Here is an 18831-nt window from a genome sequence, read left to right on the forward strand (position 1 = left end):
GCTATGTCTTTTTCATGGAGCTTGTTGCTGCAGGGTTTTACCCAGGCCTTAACACCCGTGAACCTGCTCTACGCCATATTGGGCAGCCTGGTGGGTACCCTGGTAGGCGTCCTGCCAGGCATCGGTCCTACTTCAGCCATCGCCATCCTTTTACCCCTGACGACGATTTTGCCGCCCCTGCCGGCCATCATTATGATGGCGGCCATTTATTATGGCGCCATGTATGGCGGTTCGACGACGGCTATTGTTGTTAATATCCCCGGTGAGGCCTCATCGGTGCCGACGGCTATGGATGGTTACCAGCTGGCCCGGCAGGGCCGGGGCGGGCCGGCCCTGGGTATTGCGGCAATATCTTCCTTTGTAGCCGGCACCATAAGCCTGGTAGGGTTGACCTTCTTCGCCCCGCTCCTGGCCGGTGTAGCCCTTGCCTTCGGGCCGCCGGAGTATTTCGCCCTGATGTTTATGGCCCTGAGCCTGGTAATCAGCCTTTCGGGACGGGCGTTACTTAAAGGGCTCATTGCTACGGCCCTGGGCCTGCTGGTGGCCATGGTGGGCCTGGATCCCCTTACGGGAGAAGCCCGCCTGACCTTTGGTACGGTTTCATTGATGGCGGGGGTTAACTTTATCAGCGTCATTATCGGCCTTTTCGCCATCGGGGAAGTCCTGGTTAACATTGAAAGGGCGGCTTTATCGATTTATGAGAACAAAATTCGCGACTGGTTGCCGGGCTTGGAGGACCTTAAATACAGCCTGGGGGCCATGCTGCGATCATCGGTTATTGGCTTTTTCCTGGGGCTTTTACCGGGATGCAGCCCGGCGGTAACTACTTTTATCGCCTACGACGCCGAAAAGAAAGTCTCCAAACGGCCGCATCTTTTCGGCCGCGGCGCCATTGAGGGGGTAGCGGCGGCGGAAGGAGCTAATAATGCTACCTGCAGCGGCGGCTTTGTACCTTTATTCTCTTTTGGTATTCCTTCCGGTCCGGCCCTGGCCGTCCTCCTGGGCGGCTTCATGATGTACGGTTTGCAGCCCGGCCCCATGCTTTTCAAGGAAAATCCCAACCTGGTATGGGCCATCATCGCCAGCATGTACATCGGCAATGTTATCCTGCTGGTGCTGAACCTGCCCCTTGTGGGTTTGTGGGCCCGTATCGCCCTCATCCCTTTCCCGATTTTAGGCCCCCTGATCATCTTGTTTTCAGTTATCGGTGCCTATAGCGTCCGTTTCCTGATGTTTGACGTTTGGGTGGCCCTAATTTTCGGTATCCTTGGCTATTTAATGCGCAAGCTGAACTTTCCCCTGGCGCCGATGGTCCTGGCCACCGTTCTGGCCCAGATGCTGGAAACTTCTTTAAAGCAATCCCTGGTCCTTTCCAGCGGATCTCCCTTGATTTTCTTCACGCGACCGATTGCCGCCGTTTTTATGATCCTGGCGCTGGTCATGATTGCCTGGGGCTTGTGGTTGCAGTTCAGCGGCCGTAGCGCCCAGCTGGCGGCCGATGAAAGCGATTAAAGAGTGAAAGAAAAACTAAGACTAGGATAAGCCCTTATGTTATGGCCTTTAATAATCAGGGAAGCCGTATAAGGCTTCCTTTGATTAATTAAGAGGGCCAGATCCAAAGTTTTTAGCGGGTTAATGAATAAGGAGGTTCTGATAAATTGGCTGAGGTGCAAATTCCCTATGGAGAAGGATACCAGGCTGGCAGACTGCCGCAGGGGCTCACGGTATACGAAATAGCCCCCCGGGAGGTGGCCGGGGTAACAGATGCCGCCGCTGAGATGCACCGGGCCTTAGAGAATCCTATAGGCAACCGGGGAATAGAAGAATTGCGCGGTGCGCAAAAAGTAGTTATTGTGGTCAGCGACCTGACCCGGCCGGTGCCCAATGCCATTATTTTACCGGTCCTGCTGGAAAAGCTGAACGCCATTGGAATCAGGGATGAGCAGGTTACCGTCCTGGTGGGAGCCGGGCTGCACCGGCCGGCGTCACCGGATGAATTCCCCCTCATTGTTGGTCCTGAAGTGGCGGCCAGGATCAAGGTAATCAGCCACGACGCTTCTGCCACCGGTATGCTGGGCCGGGCCGGTACTTCTTCCCGGGGCACGCCTATATGGATTAACCGTCACTACCTGGAAGCCGACGGCCGTATCCTTGTTGGTATGATTGATCCCCATCAGATTGTGGGGTACAGCGCCGGGGCCAAGTCCCTGGTTATCGGCTGCGGGGGGGAGGCTACCATTTGCGCCAATCATGCCCGCCTGGTAGAACCGGGAGCTACCCTCGGGCGAGTGGAAGGCAATCCCGCCCGGGAGGATATTGATGAAATCGGCGGCCTGGTCGGCATCGATCTGATCGTCAACGTCGTTTTGAATAACCGTAAAGAAATTGTTCGCGTAGTGGCAGGGCATTACCTGGCAGCCCACCGGGCCGGGGTGGCAATTGCCCGCAAGGTTAGCGAAGTACCGGTCCCCGGAGTTGCCGATCTGGCTATAGTTTCTCCAGGTGGGTATCCCAAGGATATCAACCTCTACCAGGCCCAGAAAGGCCTTTACCACGCCACGCCGGTAGTAAAAAAGGGAGGAATAATAATCCTCTGTGCCGAGTGCCGGGAGGGGGCAGGAGAAGATCGCTTTATTGCCGGCATGAAGGCGGGTAATACGCCCGAAGAGGTAATGGCCTCTTTCCACAGCCGGGAATTCCAGATGGGCTTCCACAAAGCCTTTCTCTGGTGCCGCTCGCTGGTCCATGCCCGGGTGATCCTGGTCAGCGACGGGGTAGACGAAGAACTGGCCCGGGTAATGATGGTCCGCAGGGCGCCTGGCCTCCAGGCGGCCATCGATCTGGCCCTGCAAGGGTTGCCGGGAGCCGGGATGGTTGCCGTATTGCCCAAGGCCAATTCGACAATACCGGTACTGTAGTTACCTTTACTTCCGACCGGGGGGTGGCCTGTGATCAAGGTATACTTAAACGGTAAACAACTGCAGGTAGCCGGGGATATTACTGTGGCCGCGCTCCTTGAACAGGAAGGTTTACTGACCCCCGCTGCGACCGTGGCTGTTAATGATAAACTGCTACCGCGGCAGGAATGGAATTGCCGTCTCGAGGAGGGCGACAGGGTGGAGGTAATTATCCTAATGGAGGGGGGATAAGGAGGAAAATTACCGGCCGGCAGCGAATTAGGATAGAATACCTTGGCGATAAAGGAGAATGACCATGTCATTGCCAGGCAATTTCTGGGCCGCCGGGATTGGTAGCCTGCCCTTTATAGAAGCGGAACCGGCCCTGGAACTCATCTTCAAGCATATGCCCCTGGTACCCCACTGGCCCCAGCTGCCCCGCCGGGGGCATCAGGAGCACTTCGTTTACCAGAGCCTGTTCCCCCTGGTGCGCCTGGGATTGATTAAAGACGAGGGCGGGAAGATGCCGGTCTTTACCGATGCTGAACCTGATTGGGCCGCTAAGCTTACGGCCTTTTACAGCCTCTACCTGGAGGCAGAAGCCGGCAGCGATGAAGCCCTGGCGGCCTTTGCCATTCCCCGGGAAGCAGGAACCGGTTTTTATGCCCTGGTGGGGTACCTGGAAGAACACGGTCCCGGGAAGGCCCGCTTTCTTAAAGGCCAGGTAGCCGGGCCGGTAACTGCCGGTCTTTACCTGAGCAGTAGTTCCGGGCGCAGCGCCTTTTATGACCCCCAGCTGAGGGACCTCATCGTCAAGACTACATCCATGCAGGCCTGCTGGCAGGTCCGGGAACTGGGACGCTTCGGGCTGCCGGTACTTGTATTCGTGGATGACCCGGCCCTGGCTGCATACGGTTCTTCTACCCATGTGGCCCTCCGGCGGGACGATCTGGTAGAGGCCCTGTCCGGGGTAGCAGAGGGAATCATGGCCGGAGGCGGCGTGCCTGGTGTCCATTCCTGTAGCGGGGTGGAATGGCCCGTTTTCTTTGATTCCGGCTACCGGATTGTAAGTTTTGATGCCTACAACTATTTTACCTCCCTGCTGGTTTTTGCTCCCGATGTAGCTGCCTTTCTGGAGCAGGGCGGCGTCCTGGCGTGGGGGATTGTACCAACCTCTGAGCAGGCCTGGCAGGAGACGGCGGCCGGCCTGGCTTCCAGGCTCCAGGGTGCAATCGAGGAACTGGCCGGCAAAGGTGTTAAACGGGAGCTTCTCTACCGCCAGTCCCTGGTAACGCCGGCCTGCGGCACCGGGATCCTGGAAGAAGGCCTGGCCGGGCACATCTACGGGTTAACGGCAGGTGTATCAGGAATTATGGGCCGGGAAATGTAATTAACGAAGGGCCGCGTTAACGGATTATGGCCGGCCGGTGTTCACCGGCGTGAGCATAAGCCTTTCGTTAAAAAACAGCGAAAATATGTTCTATAACCGGAAAAACTCTCAATTTTTGAGGGTTTTTTCTTTTTTTACAGGAGGAATTTTTATCCTGACAGCGAATATATTGTGGTAAGAAGTGGTGTATTGTGGAATGAAGTGGTAGAAAAGTGGGATGCCGCCCGTGTTCATGGGGGAGTTCCAGCATACCATCGATGATAAAGGGCGCCTGATTATTCCGGCGCGCTTCCGTGAGGAACTGGGAGAAAGGTTTGTAATCACCAAGGGCCTGGATAATTGTCTTTTTGTCTACCCCATGAGCGGCTGGGCGGAGATGGAACAAAAACTGCGCAGCCTGCCCTTTACGCGGTCTGACGCCCGTGCCTTTGTCCGCTTTTTCTTCTCCGGGGCCACGGAATGTGAGCTGGACCGCCAGGGGAGAATACTGCTGCCGGGGAATTTACGGGAATACGCCCGCCTGGAAAAAGAAGTGGTCATTGTCGGGGTTGCCACCCGGGTAGAAATCTGGAGCCGCTCCCTGTGGGAGCAATACTGCCAGGAAACGGCGGCCCAGTACGAGACCCTGGCCGAAAAAATCGTTGACTTCGATATCTAGGGGTGGCTGCTTTGCCCTGTACCCACCGGCCAGTATTGCTGGCAGAAGTCGTACAGTTCCTTGACCCGCGGCCCGGGGAAATCTTTGTGGATGCCACCGTCGGCGGCGGCGGCCATAGCGCCGCCCTTTTGCCCCGACTGCTTCCCGGGGGGTATTTAATCGGGCTGGACCGCGACGCCGGGGCCATCGAAGCTGCCGCCGAAAGGCTCGCTCCTTTCGGAAAAGCGGTAGAGCTGGTACGGGCCAATTTCAAGGACCTGGAACGGGTTTTAGAGAGCAGGGGGATAGAGGCTGTCGACGGCCTTCTATTTGACCTGGGGGTATCTTCGTATCAACTGGATAACCCGGCCAGGGGTTTCAGCTACCAGGTCGATGCCCCCCTGGACATGCGCATGGGCCAGGAACAGGAATTGACGGCAGCGGCCATTGTTAATACCTGGCCTGAAGATGAACTGGCCAGGATTATCTGGGAGTACGGGGAAGAACGCTGGGCAAGGCGCATAGCCGCCTTTATTGTAGCCGCCCGCCAGAAAGCGCCCGTTACTTCTACCGGCCAGCTGGTAGAAATTATCAAGGCAGCAATTCCGGCCGGGGCGAGGAGGTCCGGACATCATCCCGCCAAGCGGACCTTCCAAGCCCTCCGGATTGCCATAAATGGTGAATTGGATGCCCTGCAGGCGGCCCTGGATAGCCTGGAACAGGTTTTAAAGCCGGGGGGCCGGGTAGGGGTTATATCTTTCCATTCTCTGGAAGACAGGATCGTGAAAAGGACTTTCCGGCGTTTAATGGGACATTGTACCTGCCCGCCGGGATTGCCGGTTTGCCTTTGTGACCGGAAGGCCGTCCTGGAACCGGTCACGCGCAAACCGGTAACGCCGGCGCCGGCAGAAGTGGCCGCCAACCCCCGGTCCCGCAGTGCCAAACTCCGGGTTGCCAGGAGGGTTCTAAAGGAAAAGGATGGTGAATAAGCTATGTTAGCAGCACCACCGCAGGAACTCGCCTATAAGACGCATCCCGACTATAACTATAAGCCGGCAGCGGCAAAGGAAGGGTACCGGCCGCGGGCGCGAGATAAAACCCGGCAAAAAGTTGTGTTGCTGGTCCTGGTCCTGCTGGCCATCGGTATCGCCTTTGCAAAAACTTACCTGGCAGTACAGGTGGTTCTGAGGGGTTACGAGCTGGAAGCCCTGAAGGAAGAAATCAGTACTATACAAAGGGAGAATGAAAGGCTACAATTAGAGGTGGCCCGCTTAAAAGCACCGGAAAGAATAGCTGCCGTTGCTACTACCCGGTTGGGTATGGTGGCACCCCGGGAAGGTCAGCTTTATTATGTCCCGGGGAATAACGGGCAGTACCGGCAACTGCAGGTGGCGGCCGGGGAAACGGGAGCAGAAGGGGTTGAAACAAAAGCGCCTGCCCGGCGGTCCTGGCTGGCCTATCTTGCCCAGGCCCTGCAAAGCTGGCTGGGGCCGGGATATGAAGCCGGGATAAACAGTTAGCTTGCCCGGGAACAGCTCCTGCTCAGAGCCGTTATAGATATAATCCCGGCGCTACCGGCGGGCTGCCGGCGAGGGGCGAAGGGCATGCAAACCAGTATCAATGTACGCAAGCGTTTAGCTTTTGTTTTTTTTGTCCTGGCTATGGGCCTGGTAACGGTTTTATTCCGGCTGGCGTGGCTGCAGTTCGTCCGGGGCGAGGAACTGCAGCAAAAAGCCCTTGATAACCGCCTCAATCCCATGCCGGTAAAGGCCCAGCGCGGAGTTATTTACGACCGCAACCGGCATGAGCTGGCTATCAGCATAGCTACCGATTATATCGGAGCTTTTCCCCCTGAAATTAAAGATTCCGGTAAAGCTGAAAAAATCGCCGCCCAACTGGGTGCCATTTTGAATATTCCCGCCGAAGAGATCTTGGAGAAAATAACCCGCAATACGGGTTTCGAATTTGTGGAGCGCCAGGTAGAGTTCGATAAAGCCCAAAAAATTAAAGATTTGAAATTACCGGGGATTGAAGTGGTTCCGGAGAGCCGGCGGTATTACCCCAACGGGATACTTGCGGCCCACGTCCTGGGTTTTGCCGGTATAGACAACCAGGGCCTCGAAGGCCTTGAGGCCATGTACGATAAAGAACTTTCCGGGGAAGACGGGAAAATCGTCCTGGAATTTGACGCCCTGGGCCGGGAAATCCCCAGGGCCACCCACCGTTATGTACCGCCCCAGAACGGCTACAGCCTGGTTCTTACCATTGACCAGACGATCCAGTATATTGCCGAGCGTGAGCTGGACAAAATTATGGCCAGCTCCACCAATCCCCGCAGGGCCAATATCATTGTCATGGACCCAAAAACCGGGGAGATTCTGGCCATGGCCAGCCGGCCGGCCTTTGATCCCAATAATTATAGCAAATACCCCAATACCGTCTGGGGTAACCCCCTGGTCCGGGATGCCTATGAGCCCGGATCGGCCTTTAAAATAATTACTGCTGCCGCAGCCCTGGAAGAAGGGGTCGTAACCCCGGACGACCGTTTTTACGATCCGGGTTACATCAAGGTGGGGCCGGACATCATTAACTGCTGGCTGCCCGGGGGTCACGGCAGCGAATCTTTTACCGAGGGGGTAAAAAATTCCTGTAATCCGGTCTTTGTCCAGGTGGCCCTGCGCCTGGAAGAAAAGAAGGCTGGCCTTTTTTATGACTACATCAAGGCCTTTGGTTTCGGTGAACCCACGGGAATTGATTTAACCGGCGAGGGGACGGGATTATTAATCCCTGAGAATGAATTAAAGCCAATAAATATTGCTACCATTGGCATTGGCCAGGGCATTGCCGTTACTCCCGTTCAATTAGTCACGGCGGTAGCGGCGGTAGCCAATGGCGGCCAGCTGGTTCGTCCCCACCTGGTCAAGGAAATCCTGGACAATAAAGGCAATGTTATTAAAAAGTATGAGCCCGAAGTGATCCGCCGGGTGATTTCGCCGGCAACGGCCAGTCTTCTCAGGGAAATGCTGGAGGCCGTTGTCAGTGAAGGCACGGGACGTAATGCCTATATTCCCGGTTACCGGGTAGGCGGTAAAACGGGTACGGCCCAGAAGGCCGGCCCCGGGGGTTATATGGAAGGAAAATACGTTGCCTCCTTTATTGGGTTTGCCCCTGCCAATGACCCTCGCCTGGTGGCCCTGGTAACCATTGACGAGCCCCAGGGGTATCCTTATTATGGTGGGACGATAGCCGCGCCGATTTTCCAGCGGGTAGTCAGCGATGCCCTCCATTACCTTAAGGTACCGCCCCAGTATGACAGCGGCCAGGGGGACCAGCAAAAGCAGGCGCCTGTGGTAACAGTACCCGATGTCGTTGGCCGTGATCTGGCCGCAGCCAGGGCAGAAATAGAGCAAGCCGGCCTGGCGGTACGGGTGGAAGGCAGCGAAGGCCGGGTTATAGCCCAGGTGCCCAAAGGAGGCGTCGAAGTACCGGCAGGAACTTATGTGATCCTGTATCTCCAGGGTGACCCGGCCAGACCCCGGGTGCCGGATGTTGCCGGCCTGCGGGTCAGCGAGGCGGCGGAAATCCTCGAGGCCTACGGCCTGAACCTGATACCGGAAGGAACCGGCCAGGCGGCCGGGCAGGAACCGGCCCCGGGAACCATTGTTTCCGGCGGCACAGGAGTAAGGGTTAAATTTATTGAACCATCCCTGGAAGTACTGGGACCGTAGCCTGATAGCCCGGACCTTGAGGTACCGGGCTAAAACCATTACAAGGTTAAATTACCAGCAGATGGCAAAAATATAGCATGGAGGGACGGCTCATGTCCCGGAGCCGCTAATATAGAAGCTACAGGAGAACATATCCCCGCCGGAAGGTACATTTCCGGCAGGACCTTTTTCCGAGGAGGAACATCTTGCAGTGACCCTGGAGGAATTGGTAGCGGCAATAGATACCGTCGATCGCGGTGGCGATCAGCAGGTTTACCTTACCGGGCTTCATTATGACTCCCGGCAGGTTAAGCCCGGTTTTCTTTTCGTAGCCATCAAAGGTTTTAAAACCAACGGCCATTTATATATTAAGGACGCCTTAAACAGGGGCGCGGTAGCCGTAGTCCTGGAGGAGGAAGTATCCCTGCCGGCCGGGGTGGCCTGGGTACGGGTGGGCGACAGCCGCCGGGCTCTAGGTATCCTTGCAGCCCGTTTTTACGGTTATCCCAGCCGGCGGTTGCGCCTCATCGGGGTAACCGGTACCAACGGCAAGACTACGACCACCCACCTGATCCAGGCCGCCCTGGAGGGAGCCGGCCGTCCTACCGGCCTGCTGGGGACTATTGCCAACCGCCTGGGTCACCAGGTCTTGCCGGCAACCCACACCACCCCGGAGTCCCTGGACCTCCAGGCCCTTCTGCACCAGCTCGTTAACCTGGGCGCCATGGAGGTTGTCATGGAGGTCTCCTCCCATGCCCTGGCCCTGCACCGGGTAGAGGGTGCCGAGTTTGACGCCGCCGTATTTACCAACCTGACCCAGGATCACCTGGATTTCCACCGGGATATGGAGGATTATTTCCAGGCCAAGGCCAGGCTTTTCGCGGCCCTGGACCAGGGTGTTAAAAGGGGGCCCAAGTACGCCGTCATTAACGGCGACGATCCCTACAGCACCCCCTTGAGGACCTTGACCCCGGTAACTGTAATTACCTACGGCTGCGGCCCGGAATGCCAGGTCCGGGCCCGGGATATTAATTTAACGGCGAACGGCGCTACCTGCCGGGTCATCTGGCCGGGGGGAGAAGCAGGGCTCAACCTCCAACTCACCGGCCGCTTCAATATTTACAATGCCCTGGCGGCCTTTACCGTAGCCTGGCAGGAAGGTGTTGACCCAGCCACCATTGTTAAAACCCTGGGGGAGGTCAGGGGAGTACCCGGCCGCCTGGAGCAGGTGCGCCAGGGCCAGCCCTTCACTGTGGTCGTTGACTATGCCCATACCCCCGACGGCCTGGAGAATGTCCTCCGGGCGGCCCGCCAGGTCACCCGCGGTCACCTGATCGTTGTTTTCGGGTGCGGCGGCAACCGGGACCGGGGCAAGCGCCCCCTGATGGGTAACGTTGCCGCCAGGTTGAGCGATTACTGCATTATTACTTCTGACAACCCTCGCGATGAAGATCCTGAGGCCATTATTGCCGAAATCCTCCCCGGGGTAAAGGAGGTTCCCGGCGCCCGCTACCAGGTGGTGGCCGACCGGCGCCGGGCCATTGCCGCAGCCCTGGCGCGGGCCGGCCGGGGAGATATGGTGGTTATTGCCGGCAAGGGTCATGAGACCTACCAGATCGTCAGGGGCCAAATCCTGCCCTTTGACGACCGCCAGGTAGCCAGGGAAGAGCTGGCCGCTTTAGGTTATAACGGGGAGAGGAAATCATGTTAGCGACCGGGGCCGGGGAAATATGCGCCGCCGTTCAAGGACGGCTGCTTTGCGGGGAAGAAACCACCCCTGTCAGAGGGGTCAGCACCGACAGCCGGGCCATCAAGCCGGGAATGCTTTTTATCGCCCTGAAAGGGGAGCGCTTTGACGGCCATGATTTTATCGGGGCGGCCCTGGCCGCAGGGGCGGCGGCGGCCGTGGGGGAACACTTCCCGGCAGGAGCAATGGCCTGCCGGCAACCGGAACAGGCCCTGATTCAGGTGGAGAATACCTACCAGGCCCTGCAGCAGCTGGCCGCTTACCACCGCCAGAAAAATTTTACCGGCCCCCTCATTGCCGTGACCGGCTCCAGCGGTAAAACCACGACTAAAAACCTGGTGGCCGCTGTATTGAGTTCGGGGATGAAGGTTTTAAAGACCCCGGGGAATTTTAATAACGAGATCGGCCTGCCCCTTACCCTTTTAAGCCTGGCACCTGAACACGAGGCTGCCGTGGTAGAGATGGCCATGCGGGGGCGGGGGGAAATAGCCGCCCTGTGCGCCATTGCCCGTCCCACCATGGGCATTATAACCAATATCGGTACGGCTCACCTGGAACGCCTGGGTTCTGTGGCCGCTATCGCCGCGGCCAAGGGAGAACTTTTGGCTGCCCTGCCCCCGGAAGGGGTGGCTATTTTAAACGGCGACGACGAATGGTGCCGCAAGCTGGCTGCCACCTGTCACTGCCGGGTGGTTTTTTACGGCCTCAAGAGCAAGGCGGACGTCATGGCCCGGGATATAACCGTCCAGGGCACCCGGGGTACGGCTTTTACCGCCGTTTTGCCTGCCGGTGAGGTCAGGGTGCAAATACCGGTTCCGGGGCGGCACAATATCTATAATACCCTGGCCGCCCTGGCCGCCGGTTATTCTTTAAACCTGGCTCCGGATACTATGGCCACCGCCCTGGAAATATGGCCAGCGGAAGACCTGCGCCAGGAGCTGCGGCCGGGGCCAGGGGGCTGCCTCATTTTTAACGATGCCTACAACGCCAATCCCGATTCCATGCAGGCCGCCCTCCAGGTCCTGGCGGCCCTGCCGGGCCGCAGGGTGGCCGTCCTGGGAGACATGCTTGAGCTGGGCCCCATGGGCCCGGCCCTGCACCGGGAAGTGGGCAGGTTTGCCGCCGGCGCGGGCCTTTTTCGCCTGGTCACCGTGGGCGAGCTGGCCCGGGAAATAGCTGCCGGGGCAGTAGCCGCCGGCATGCCCCCGGGACGGGTTTTCAGCTGCAGCAGCCACGGCGAAGCGGCAGGACACCTGCTGGACCTGGGGGCGGGGGACGTCGTCCTTTTTAAGGGTTCGCGCCGGGCAGGCGTGGAGCAGGTCCTGGCCATCTGGGAGGGGGAGGCCAATGGCTGAGGCGTTAAAAGCCCTGATCCTGGCGGCAGGGGTTACCCTTATCCTCGGCCCGGCAGGGATTGCTGTTTTAAGGCGACTTAAGGCAGGGCAAACCGTTCGCAATGACGGCCCCCGGAGCCACCTGGGCAAAACCGGTACCCCGACCATGGGCGGAATCTTATTTTTAGCCGGCTTGACGGCTGCTTCCCTGGTAATGGCCCCGGCTTCAGCGGTAATGTTATCGGCCCTCATCCTGACCTGGGGCTATGCCTTGATTGGCCTTGCCGACGACGGTTTGAAGGTGGTGTTGCACCGGCCTTTAGGCCTTTATGCCCGCCAGAAGCTGGGGGGGCAGGTACTCCTGGGACTGGTGGCCGGTGTAGCGGCCATGCTCTGGCTGGGCCGGGGAAGTACCATCCAGGTGCCCCTGACGGGCTTAACCCTGGACCCGGGCTGGACCTATCCACTGCTGGCAGCCTTTGTCCTGGTGTCAACCACTAATGCCGTTAACCTGACGGACGGCCTGGACGGCCTGGCAGCCGGCATTACCCTGTGGGTGGCCCTGGCCTACGGCCTGATAGCTATAGCAGCCGGGCAGAGGGAGATGGCGATATTTGCCTTTGCCCTGGCGGGAGGATGTCTGGGCTTTTTAGCGTATAATTTTCATCCAGCGAAGGTTTTTATGGGGGATACCGGTTCCCTGGCCCTGGGGGCGGCCATCGGCTTCCTGGCCATCATGACCCGGACGGAACTGCTGCTGCCGGTCCTGGGCGGGGTTTACGTTATCGAGGCCCTTTCGGTGATTTTACAGGTAGCGTCCTTTCGCCTTACCGGGCGGCGCCTTTTGCGCATGAGCCCCCTGCACCACCATTTTGAACTCACTGGCTGGCCGGAAACCAGGGTAGTGCTTTTTTTCTGGTTCCTGGCGATAGTTATGGTTACGGCGGGCCTTTATATTTACCTTATTAAGTAGATAGGAAGAAGGTAGAATATGTCCTGGCAGGACAAGAAAGTACTGGTAGTTGGCTTGGGGAAAAGCGGCCGGGCAGCTGCGGCCGCGCTGGCCCGCCTGGGCGCCAGGGTTACGGCCTGCGATCGGAAAGTATTAGCAGGAGAAGAAATAGAGGGTTTAAGCCGGGCCGGGGTTGAGCTTATCCTGGGCCGCTACCCGGAAATAGCGTCGCTGCAGCCCGGAATGGTAGTTACCAGTCCCGGTGTACCTTCCTGGGAACCCCCCCTGGCCGGGGCGCGGCAGCTGGGGATCCCCGTCTGGAGCGAACTGGAGCTGGCCTACCGCCTCCTGCCTCCGGGGGTAAAAATAGCGGCCATTACCGGTACCAACGGCAAGACGACCACTACCGCCCTGTGCGGCCAGATCCTGCGGGATGCCGGCCTGCCGGTAACAGTGGGGGGTAACATCGGCATTCCCCTCGTAGAGGAAATAAAAGAGATAGTCCCGGGCGGCTACGTCGTTTGCGAGGTCAGCAGCTTCCAGCTGGAGGCCGTAGCCACTTTTCGCCCGCGGGTAGCGGTGATTTTAAATATTACCCCGGACCACCTGGACCGTCACGGCAATTTAGACAGCTATATAGCCGCTAAAGCCCGCCTGATGGCCTTCCAGGAAGCGGGGGATTTTACCGTTTTAAACTACGACGATCCCTTGACCCTGGCCCTGGCCGGAAGAACGAAAGCCCGGGTATTATATTTCAGCCGCCGGCAGCAATTGGAGCTGGGTGCTTATCTTAAAAATGATGTAATATACGCCAACCTGGGTAGTGGCGAAATCAAGCTGTGCCACCGGGCCGACCTTGCTTTAAAAGGTGATCATAACCTCGAGAACTGCCTGGCAGCTTCCCTGGTTGCCCTGGCCCTGGGCATAAAGCCCTGGCAGTTAATATCCACTTTAAAGACCTTCCCCGGGGTTCCCCACCGCCTGGAACGGGTAGCCGAAATAGACGGCGTCCTCTATATTAATGACTCCAAAGGGACGAACCCCGAGGCGACCATGAAGGCCCTCGAGGCCTATCCCAACCCCCTGGTACTTATTGCCGGGGGCAGGAATAAAGGGAGTGATTTCACCCTCCTGGCCCGGAAAATGGCCGGCAGGGTCAAGTACCTGGTCCTGGTGGGAGAAGCGGCCGCCGAGTTGGAAGAGGCGGCCAGGATGGCGGGGATTAAGGATATTTACCGCGCCGCCGGCTTTAAAGATGCCGTGCTGGAGGCAGCCCGGCAGGCCGCCCGGGGGGATATCGTCATGCTTTCACCGGCCTGCGCCAGCTGGGATATGTTTAACAACTACGAAGAACGGGGCGACCTGTTCAAAAGTATAGTCCATGAACTGGCGGGAAAAAGCTACGGAGACGACCTGTAACAAAGTTATTTTCGGAGGAGGTAACCATCATGCGCCGCAGGGCGGGGCCATTGGATTTCTGGATCTTACTGCCGTGTGTGCTCTTGTTAGGGACAGGGCTTATCATGATCTTTAGCGCCAGTGCCCTGACTTCCTCCTATAGCTTTGGCGATCCCTACTATTTTTTAAAACGCCAGCTGGCCTGGGCGGCCATAGGCCTGTGCGGCCTTTTTTTTGCCGCGCAGTTTGATTATTTACATTTACGCCGCCTGGCGGTGCCTTTTCTGGGCCTGGCCCTTATCCTCCTGGTGCTGGTCTTAATTGCCGGCACCGAAGCCCGGGGGTCGGCCCGCTGGCTGGGAGTGGGTTCTTTAAGTTTCCAGCCCTCGGAAACCATTAAGCTCGCCATGGTAATCTTCCTGGCTGCCAGCCTGGCCCACAACCGCCAGCACCTTAATTCCCTGATCCAGGGGATAGGACCGTACCTCGCCCTGATGGCCATGGTGTGCCTCCTGATCCTGGCCCAGCCTGACCTCGGTACGGCTGTGGCCGTGGCCGGGACCACTTACCTCATGCTGACGGTAGCCGGGGCCGATAAACGTTACCTGGCCCTGCTGGCCGTCCTGGGCATGGCGGCCGTAGCCCTGGCCATTGTCATCGCCCCCTACCGCATGGCGCGCTTTACGGCCTTCCTCGACCCCTGGGCCGACCCCCGCGGCAACGGCTGGCAGACCATCCAGTCCCTGCTGGCCATCGGCTCCGGCGGTCTCTTCGGTACCGGCCTGGGTGAAGGCCGGCAAAAGCTGTATTACCTGCCCGAGAATCATACGGACTTTATTTTCGCCATTTTAAGCGAAGAGCTGGGTTTTATCGGCGGCGCTACGGTGGTAATCCTTTTTTTGATCCTGGTCTGGCGGGGCTTCCGCACGGCTTTTAAAGCTCCTGACGCCTTTGGCAGCCTCCTGGCCGCGGGCCTGACCATTATGCTGGCCCTTCAGGCCCTGATCAATATGGGAGTGGTTACGGGGATGCTGCCGGTTACGGGCATCACTTTGCCCCTGGTAAGCTACGGCGGCTCGTCTTTAATCTTTTCCCTGTTGGGTATCGGTATTTTGCTCAATATATCCCGCTATGCCCGGCACTGATGGGCTGCGGGCCGGTTCAGAGGTGACTTGAATTTGCGCGTTATCATTACCGGCGGTGGGACCGGCGGCCATGTCTACCCGGCCCTGGCCATCGCCCGGGGCCTGCAGCAGGCCCGGCCGGGTATAGAGCTTTTATATATGGGGACGGCCAGGGGGCTGGAAGCCGACGTCGTGCCCAGGGCGGGCTTTCCCTTCAGGACCATTACCGTCCAGGGGCTGGAACGGCGCCGGTTATGGAAAAACGTACCGGCGCTGGCGAAAACCATCAAAGGCCTGGGCGAAGCATGGTTCCAGGTACGGCGCTTCCGTCCCCATCTGGTGGTAGGCACCGGCGGATATGTCAGCGGGCCGGTCTGCCTTGCTGCAGCCTTGCAGGGCATACCGGTGGTGCTCCATGAACAGAATGCCTATCCCGGCCTTACCAACCGCCTCCTGGCAGCCGTAGCCCGGGCGGTTTGCCTTACTTTCCCGGAAGCGGCGGGTAGATTCCCCCGCCGGGCCCGCCTGGTGACGACGGGCCTGCCGGTGCGGCCGGAGATTCTCCGGGCCGATCGCGGCATATGCCGGGGCAAGCTGGGCCTGGGGGAAAACCAGTTATTCCTGGTGGTTATTGGCGGCAGCCAGGGAGCCCGGAGCCTCAACCGGGCCATGCTGCCGGTATTGAAAGAGATGGCCGGGCGGCCCGATGTAAGTATCCTCCAGGTTACGGGGCGCCGCCACTACGATGGTTACCTGCAACAGGTACGGGAATGGGGAATAGATCTGGACAAATATGGAAATATTACCATCGAGCCCTATGTCTATGACCTGGAACATGCCCTGGCTGCGGCCGATCTGGTAATTGGACGGGCGGGGGCATCTTTTTTAGCCGAAATACTGGCCAGGGGCCTGCCTTCAATCCTCATTCCCTATCCCCACGCTGCTGCCAATCACCAGGAGTATAATGCCCGGGCCGTGGCCGGGAAAGGGGCGGCCGTACTCATTCCGGACCGGGAACTGAAAAGCGGGCGTCTCTATCATGTTGTTAACCAGCTCCTGGCCGATCGCGGGCGGTTGCAGGCCATGGCGGCAGCAGCAAAGGAACTGGGACGTCCCGGTGCCCTGGAGGCCATACTGGAAGTAATTTTAACCGAGCTGGAAAACATGTAACCTTGAAATATTACACCGGACAAGCTGTTTCCCGCCCCGGCGACCGTTTATACTTTACCGGGAATAAGGCCGCACTCCCTGCCAGGCACCTGTTATGCAGGGCGTGCATATTATGCAGATGTAGCAGTCAGGGCGGTAGCAGCTTTGCGGGAAGGAGATGAAAGATTTGGAAGCAAGGGGGTGGACCCACTTCGTCGGCATTGGCGGGGTGGGGATGAGCGGCCTGGCCCAGCTGCTGCTGGTCCAGGGTTACCGGGTATCAGGCTCTGACCCCAAGGAAAATCAATTTACCAGGCAGCTGGAAGCCCAGGGTGCGGTAATTTACCACCGCCATGAACAGGGGAATATTGCCCCGGGAGTGCAGGAAGTTGTTATATCTTCAGCGGTACCCCCCGATAACCCCGAAGTTGTAGCAGCTCGCAGCCGTGGTTTATCCATAGTCAAGCGCGGGGAACTGCTGGCGCGGTTATTTAATGCCCGGCGCGGTATTGCCGTGGCCGGCGCTCACGGTAAAACCACCACCTCAGCTATGGTGGCCCTGGTACTGAAAGAGGCCGGCCTGGACCCGGCAGCCGTTATCGGCGGTTACGTCCGTGAGTTTCACGGTAATACTCTACCGGGGAGAGGGCCTTACTTCGTAGCCGAGGCCGATGAGAGCGACGGTTCTTTTTTATGGTTAAAGCCGGAAATTGCCCTGGTAACCAATATCGAGGGCGATCACCTGGATCACTACGGCAGCCTGGAAAGCATTGTCGCCGCTTTTGCTGCCTTTCTGGACCGGGTACGCCCCGGTGGCACGGCCGTTTTATGTTTGGAAGATCCCCGGGTGGCGGGGCTTGCCGGGGGCTGCGGGCGGGCGGTAATCACTTACGGCTTTAAGGATAAAGCCGACTACCGGGCCGACGGGGTAACCCTGCAGGGTCTTAGTGGACGTGCTGCTATATATTACCATAATCGTCATTTAGGAGATCTCGTTTTGCAGGTACCGGGGCGTCATAATATTTTGAATGCCCTGGGGGCCGTTGCCGTAGCCCACCGGCTGGGAATACCCTTTCCGGTCGCCGCCCGGGCCCTGGGGGATTTTCACGGTGTCGGACGCCGCTTCGAGGTCCTCTGGGACGACGGTGTAATCCGGGTAGTGGACGATTATGCCCACCACCCTACGGAGATAGAGGCTACCCTGGCAGCAGCCGCTCAAGTGGGAGCGCGGCGGGTGATAGCCGTTTTCCAGCCCCACCGTTATACCCGGACCTACCACCTCTACCGGGAATTCGGGCGGGCCTTTAAGGGTGCCGATATGGTCATCATCAATGATATATATGGGGCCGGGGAAAAGCCGGTGGAGGGGGTAACATCCCGCCTTATCCTGGACGAAATCAAAAGCAACGGGCACCCGCAGGTCTATTACCTGCCTACCCTGGCAGAAACCGCGGCTTTCCTTGAGGAGAACTGCATGGCCGGGGATCTGGTTTTAACCATGGGTGCCGGCGATGTCTGGCAGGTAGGGTTTCAGCTGGCCCGCTTCCTCGCTGCGAAAAAAAATACCGGCAAGGTGGGCGCTTGCCAATGAATTTAGCAGATCTGGCCCGGGAACTACAACGGGGTTTAAAGGAAGAAGTGTTTGTCAATGAACCCCTGGCCCGCCATACGACCTGGCGCATAGGGGGACCGGCCGATCTTTTTGCCCGCCCTGTGACCGCAGGTGAATTTGATTTCTGTCTCGATTTTGCGCGGCAAAAGGGGTTACCCCTGCATATTATGGGTAACGGCTCCAATCTTTTAGTATGCGACGGCGGTGTCCGCGGCCTGGTAGTCCAGACCAGGTCCTGGCGCCAGGTTATTGTGCGGGAAGAGGGCATAAGGGCTTGTTCCGGAGCCCTCCTTTCCCGGGTGCTGGAGGTCGCCGCCCGGCACGGCCTGGGGGGCCTGGAGTTTGCCGCCGGTATACCGGCTACCATAGGCGGGGCCGTGGTTATGAATGCGGGTACCCCGGAAGGTTGCCTGGGAGATATCGTCCGCGGGGTGGAGGTAATTGCTCCTGACGGTAGCCGCCGTTATCTTGAATACGGCGATATAACCTTCAGTTATCGCTCTACATCTTTACGCCGGAGTGGGGTGGTAGTGACCGTCGACCTGGCAATGACTGCCGTGGATCCCCGGCTCATTGAGGCAAGGGTGAAGGCAAATCTGGAGCGGCGGCGTGCCAGGCAGCCCCTGGAATGGCCCAATGCCGGCAGCGTTTTTAAAAACCCGCCGGGTGATTATGCGGGCCGTCTCATAGAAGAAGTGGGAGCCAAGGGATGGCAGGCCGGCCGGGCCCAGGTGTCGGCTAAACACGCAAACTTTATCATCAATCTGGGCGGGGCCAGGGCTACCGATGTCCTGGAGCTTATCGCCAGGATCCGGGAGGCAGTGGCCGGTTCCTTCGGGGTTAACCTGGAATTGGAAGTGGAAGTTTGGGGTGAAGGCCCGTAG

Annotated in this window: 16 protein-coding genes; all 16 read left to right on the forward strand. The window is 58.5% G+C overall.

Annotation, left to right across the window (positions count from 1 at the left end):
* Nucleotides 1–3 precede the first annotated feature (3 nt).
* The 16 genes from NWF31_RS04505 to murB all read left to right on the forward strand — a co-directional run bounded on the left by NWF31_RS04505 (nucleotide 4) and on the right by murB (nucleotide 18831).
* On the forward strand, nucleotides 4–1512 hold the full coding sequence (locus NWF31_RS04505) for a tripartite tricarboxylate transporter permease (protein WP_258359321.1): 1509 nt from the start codon (nucleotides 4–6) through the stop codon (nucleotides 1510–1512).
* Between the two features lie 155 nt (nucleotides 1513–1667).
* A complete protein-coding gene (gene larAH5 / locus NWF31_RS04510; RefSeq protein WP_258359480.1) occupies nucleotides 1668–2918 on the forward strand; it encodes a nickel-dependent malate racemase, LarAH5 family in 1251 nt (416 codons plus the stop codon).
* A gap of 30 nt (nucleotides 2919–2948) precedes the next feature.
* Nucleotides 2949–3149, forward strand: a complete 201-nt coding sequence (gene thiS, locus NWF31_RS04515; protein ID WP_258359322.1) for a sulfur carrier protein ThiS — start codon at nucleotides 2949–2951, stop codon at nucleotides 3147–3149.
* 64 nt (nucleotides 3150–3213) lie between these two features.
* Nucleotides 3214–4287, forward strand: coding sequence for a uroporphyrinogen decarboxylase/cobalamine-independent methonine synthase family protein (locus tag NWF31_RS04520; RefSeq protein WP_258359323.1), 1074 nt, complete (start codon nucleotides 3214–3216; stop codon nucleotides 4285–4287).
* A 226-nt stretch (nucleotides 4288–4513) separates the two neighbouring features.
* On the forward strand, nucleotides 4514–4945 hold the full coding sequence (gene mraZ / locus NWF31_RS04525; protein ID WP_258359481.1) for a division/cell wall cluster transcriptional repressor MraZ: 432 nt from the start codon (nucleotides 4514–4516) through the stop codon (nucleotides 4943–4945).
* Between the two features lie 11 nt (nucleotides 4946–4956).
* On the forward strand, nucleotides 4957–5913 hold the full coding sequence (rsmH, locus tag NWF31_RS04530) for a 16S rRNA (cytosine(1402)-N(4))-methyltransferase RsmH (protein ID WP_258359324.1): 957 nt from the start codon (nucleotides 4957–4959) through the stop codon (nucleotides 5911–5913).
* A 3-nt stretch (nucleotides 5914–5916) separates the two neighbouring features.
* A complete protein-coding gene (gene ftsL, locus NWF31_RS04535; RefSeq protein ID WP_258359325.1) occupies nucleotides 5917–6444 on the forward strand; it encodes a cell division protein FtsL in 528 nt (175 codons plus the stop codon).
* An 84-nt stretch (nucleotides 6445–6528) separates the two neighbouring features.
* A complete protein-coding gene (locus NWF31_RS04540; RefSeq protein WP_258359326.1) occupies nucleotides 6529–8652 on the forward strand; it encodes a stage V sporulation protein D in 2124 nt (707 codons plus the stop codon).
* Between the two features lie 190 nt (nucleotides 8653–8842).
* Nucleotides 8843–10342, forward strand: coding sequence for a UDP-N-acetylmuramoyl-L-alanyl-D-glutamate--2,6-diaminopimelate ligase (locus NWF31_RS04545; protein WP_258359327.1), 1500 nt, complete (start codon nucleotides 8843–8845; stop codon nucleotides 10340–10342).
* Complete coding sequence (locus tag NWF31_RS04550; RefSeq protein ID WP_258359328.1) at nucleotides 10336–11733, forward strand: UDP-N-acetylmuramoyl-tripeptide--D-alanyl-D-alanine ligase; 1398 nt, start codon at nucleotides 10336–10338, stop codon at nucleotides 11731–11733. The genes NWF31_RS04545 and NWF31_RS04550 overlap by 7 nt, the downstream gene beginning before the upstream one ends.
* A complete protein-coding gene (gene mraY, locus NWF31_RS04555) occupies nucleotides 11726–12685 on the forward strand; it encodes a phospho-N-acetylmuramoyl-pentapeptide-transferase (RefSeq protein WP_258359329.1) in 960 nt (319 codons plus the stop codon). The genes NWF31_RS04550 and mraY overlap by 8 nt, the downstream gene beginning before the upstream one ends.
* 18 nt (nucleotides 12686–12703) lie before the next feature.
* Nucleotides 12704–14083 carry a UDP-N-acetylmuramoyl-L-alanine--D-glutamate ligase gene (gene murD / locus NWF31_RS04560; protein WP_258359330.1) on the forward strand — a complete coding sequence of 460 codons (1380 nt, stop codon included), beginning with the start codon at nucleotides 12704–12706 and terminating at the stop codon, nucleotides 14081–14083.
* Nucleotides 14084–14112: 29 nt separating this feature from the next.
* Nucleotides 14113–15207: a putative lipid II flippase FtsW gene (ftsW, locus tag NWF31_RS04565; RefSeq protein ID WP_258359331.1), complete on the forward strand. Its 1095-nt coding sequence runs from the start codon at nucleotides 14113–14115 to the stop codon at nucleotides 15205–15207.
* Nucleotides 15208–15240: 33 nt separating this feature from the next.
* Nucleotides 15241–16356, forward strand: a complete 1116-nt coding sequence (gene murG / locus NWF31_RS04570; RefSeq protein ID WP_258359332.1) for an undecaprenyldiphospho-muramoylpentapeptide beta-N-acetylglucosaminyltransferase — start codon at nucleotides 15241–15243, stop codon at nucleotides 16354–16356.
* 157 nt (nucleotides 16357–16513) lie between these two features.
* Nucleotides 16514–17926 (forward strand): UDP-N-acetylmuramate--L-alanine ligase, encoded by a 1413-nt coding sequence (gene murC / locus NWF31_RS04575; RefSeq protein ID WP_258359333.1) that lies wholly within the window; start codon nucleotides 16514–16516, stop codon nucleotides 17924–17926.
* Nucleotides 17923–18831, forward strand: coding sequence for a UDP-N-acetylmuramate dehydrogenase (murB, locus tag NWF31_RS04580; protein ID WP_258359334.1), 909 nt, complete (start codon nucleotides 17923–17925; stop codon nucleotides 18829–18831). The genes murC and murB overlap by 4 nt, the downstream gene beginning before the upstream one ends.

It is taken from the genome of Neomoorella sulfitireducens (assembly GCF_024733845.1).
Classification (GTDB): Bacteria; Bacillota; DSM-521; order Neomoorellales; family Neomoorellaceae; genus Neomoorella; species Neomoorella sulfitireducens.

What these genes read in the sequence shown, in the direction of transcription:
- NWF31_RS04550 (WP_258359328.1), top strand. Translation starts at nt 10,336, where the DNA reads ATGTTAGCGACCGGGGCCGGGGAAATATGCGCCGCCGTTCAAGGACGG.
- mraY (WP_258359329.1), top strand. Translation starts at nt 11,726, where the DNA reads ATGGCTGAGGCGTTAAAAGCCCTGATCCTGGCGGCAGGGGTTACCCTT.
- ftsW (WP_258359331.1), top strand. Translation starts at nt 14,113, where the DNA reads ATGCGCCGCAGGGCGGGGCCATTGGATTTCTGGATCTTACTGCCGTGT.
- ftsL (WP_258359325.1), top strand. Translation starts at nt 5,917, where the DNA reads ATGTTAGCAGCACCACCGCAGGAACTCGCCTATAAGACGCATCCCGAC.
- murB (WP_258359334.1), top strand. Translation starts at nt 17,923, where the DNA reads ATGAATTTAGCAGATCTGGCCCGGGAACTACAACGGGGTTTAAAGGAA.
- NWF31_RS04505 (WP_258359321.1), top strand. Translation starts at nt 4, where the DNA reads ATGTCTTTTTCATGGAGCTTGTTGCTGCAGGGTTTTACCCAGGCCTTA.
- murC (WP_258359333.1), top strand. Translation starts at nt 16,514, where the DNA reads ATGAAAGATTTGGAAGCAAGGGGGTGGACCCACTTCGTCGGCATTGGC.
- NWF31_RS04540 (WP_258359326.1), top strand. Translation starts at nt 6,529, where the DNA reads ATGCAAACCAGTATCAATGTACGCAAGCGTTTAGCTTTTGTTTTTTTT.
- NWF31_RS04520 (WP_258359323.1), top strand. Translation starts at nt 3,214, where the DNA reads ATGTCATTGCCAGGCAATTTCTGGGCCGCCGGGATTGGTAGCCTGCCC.
- murD (WP_258359330.1), top strand. Translation starts at nt 12,704, where the DNA reads ATGTCCTGGCAGGACAAGAAAGTACTGGTAGTTGGCTTGGGGAAAAGC.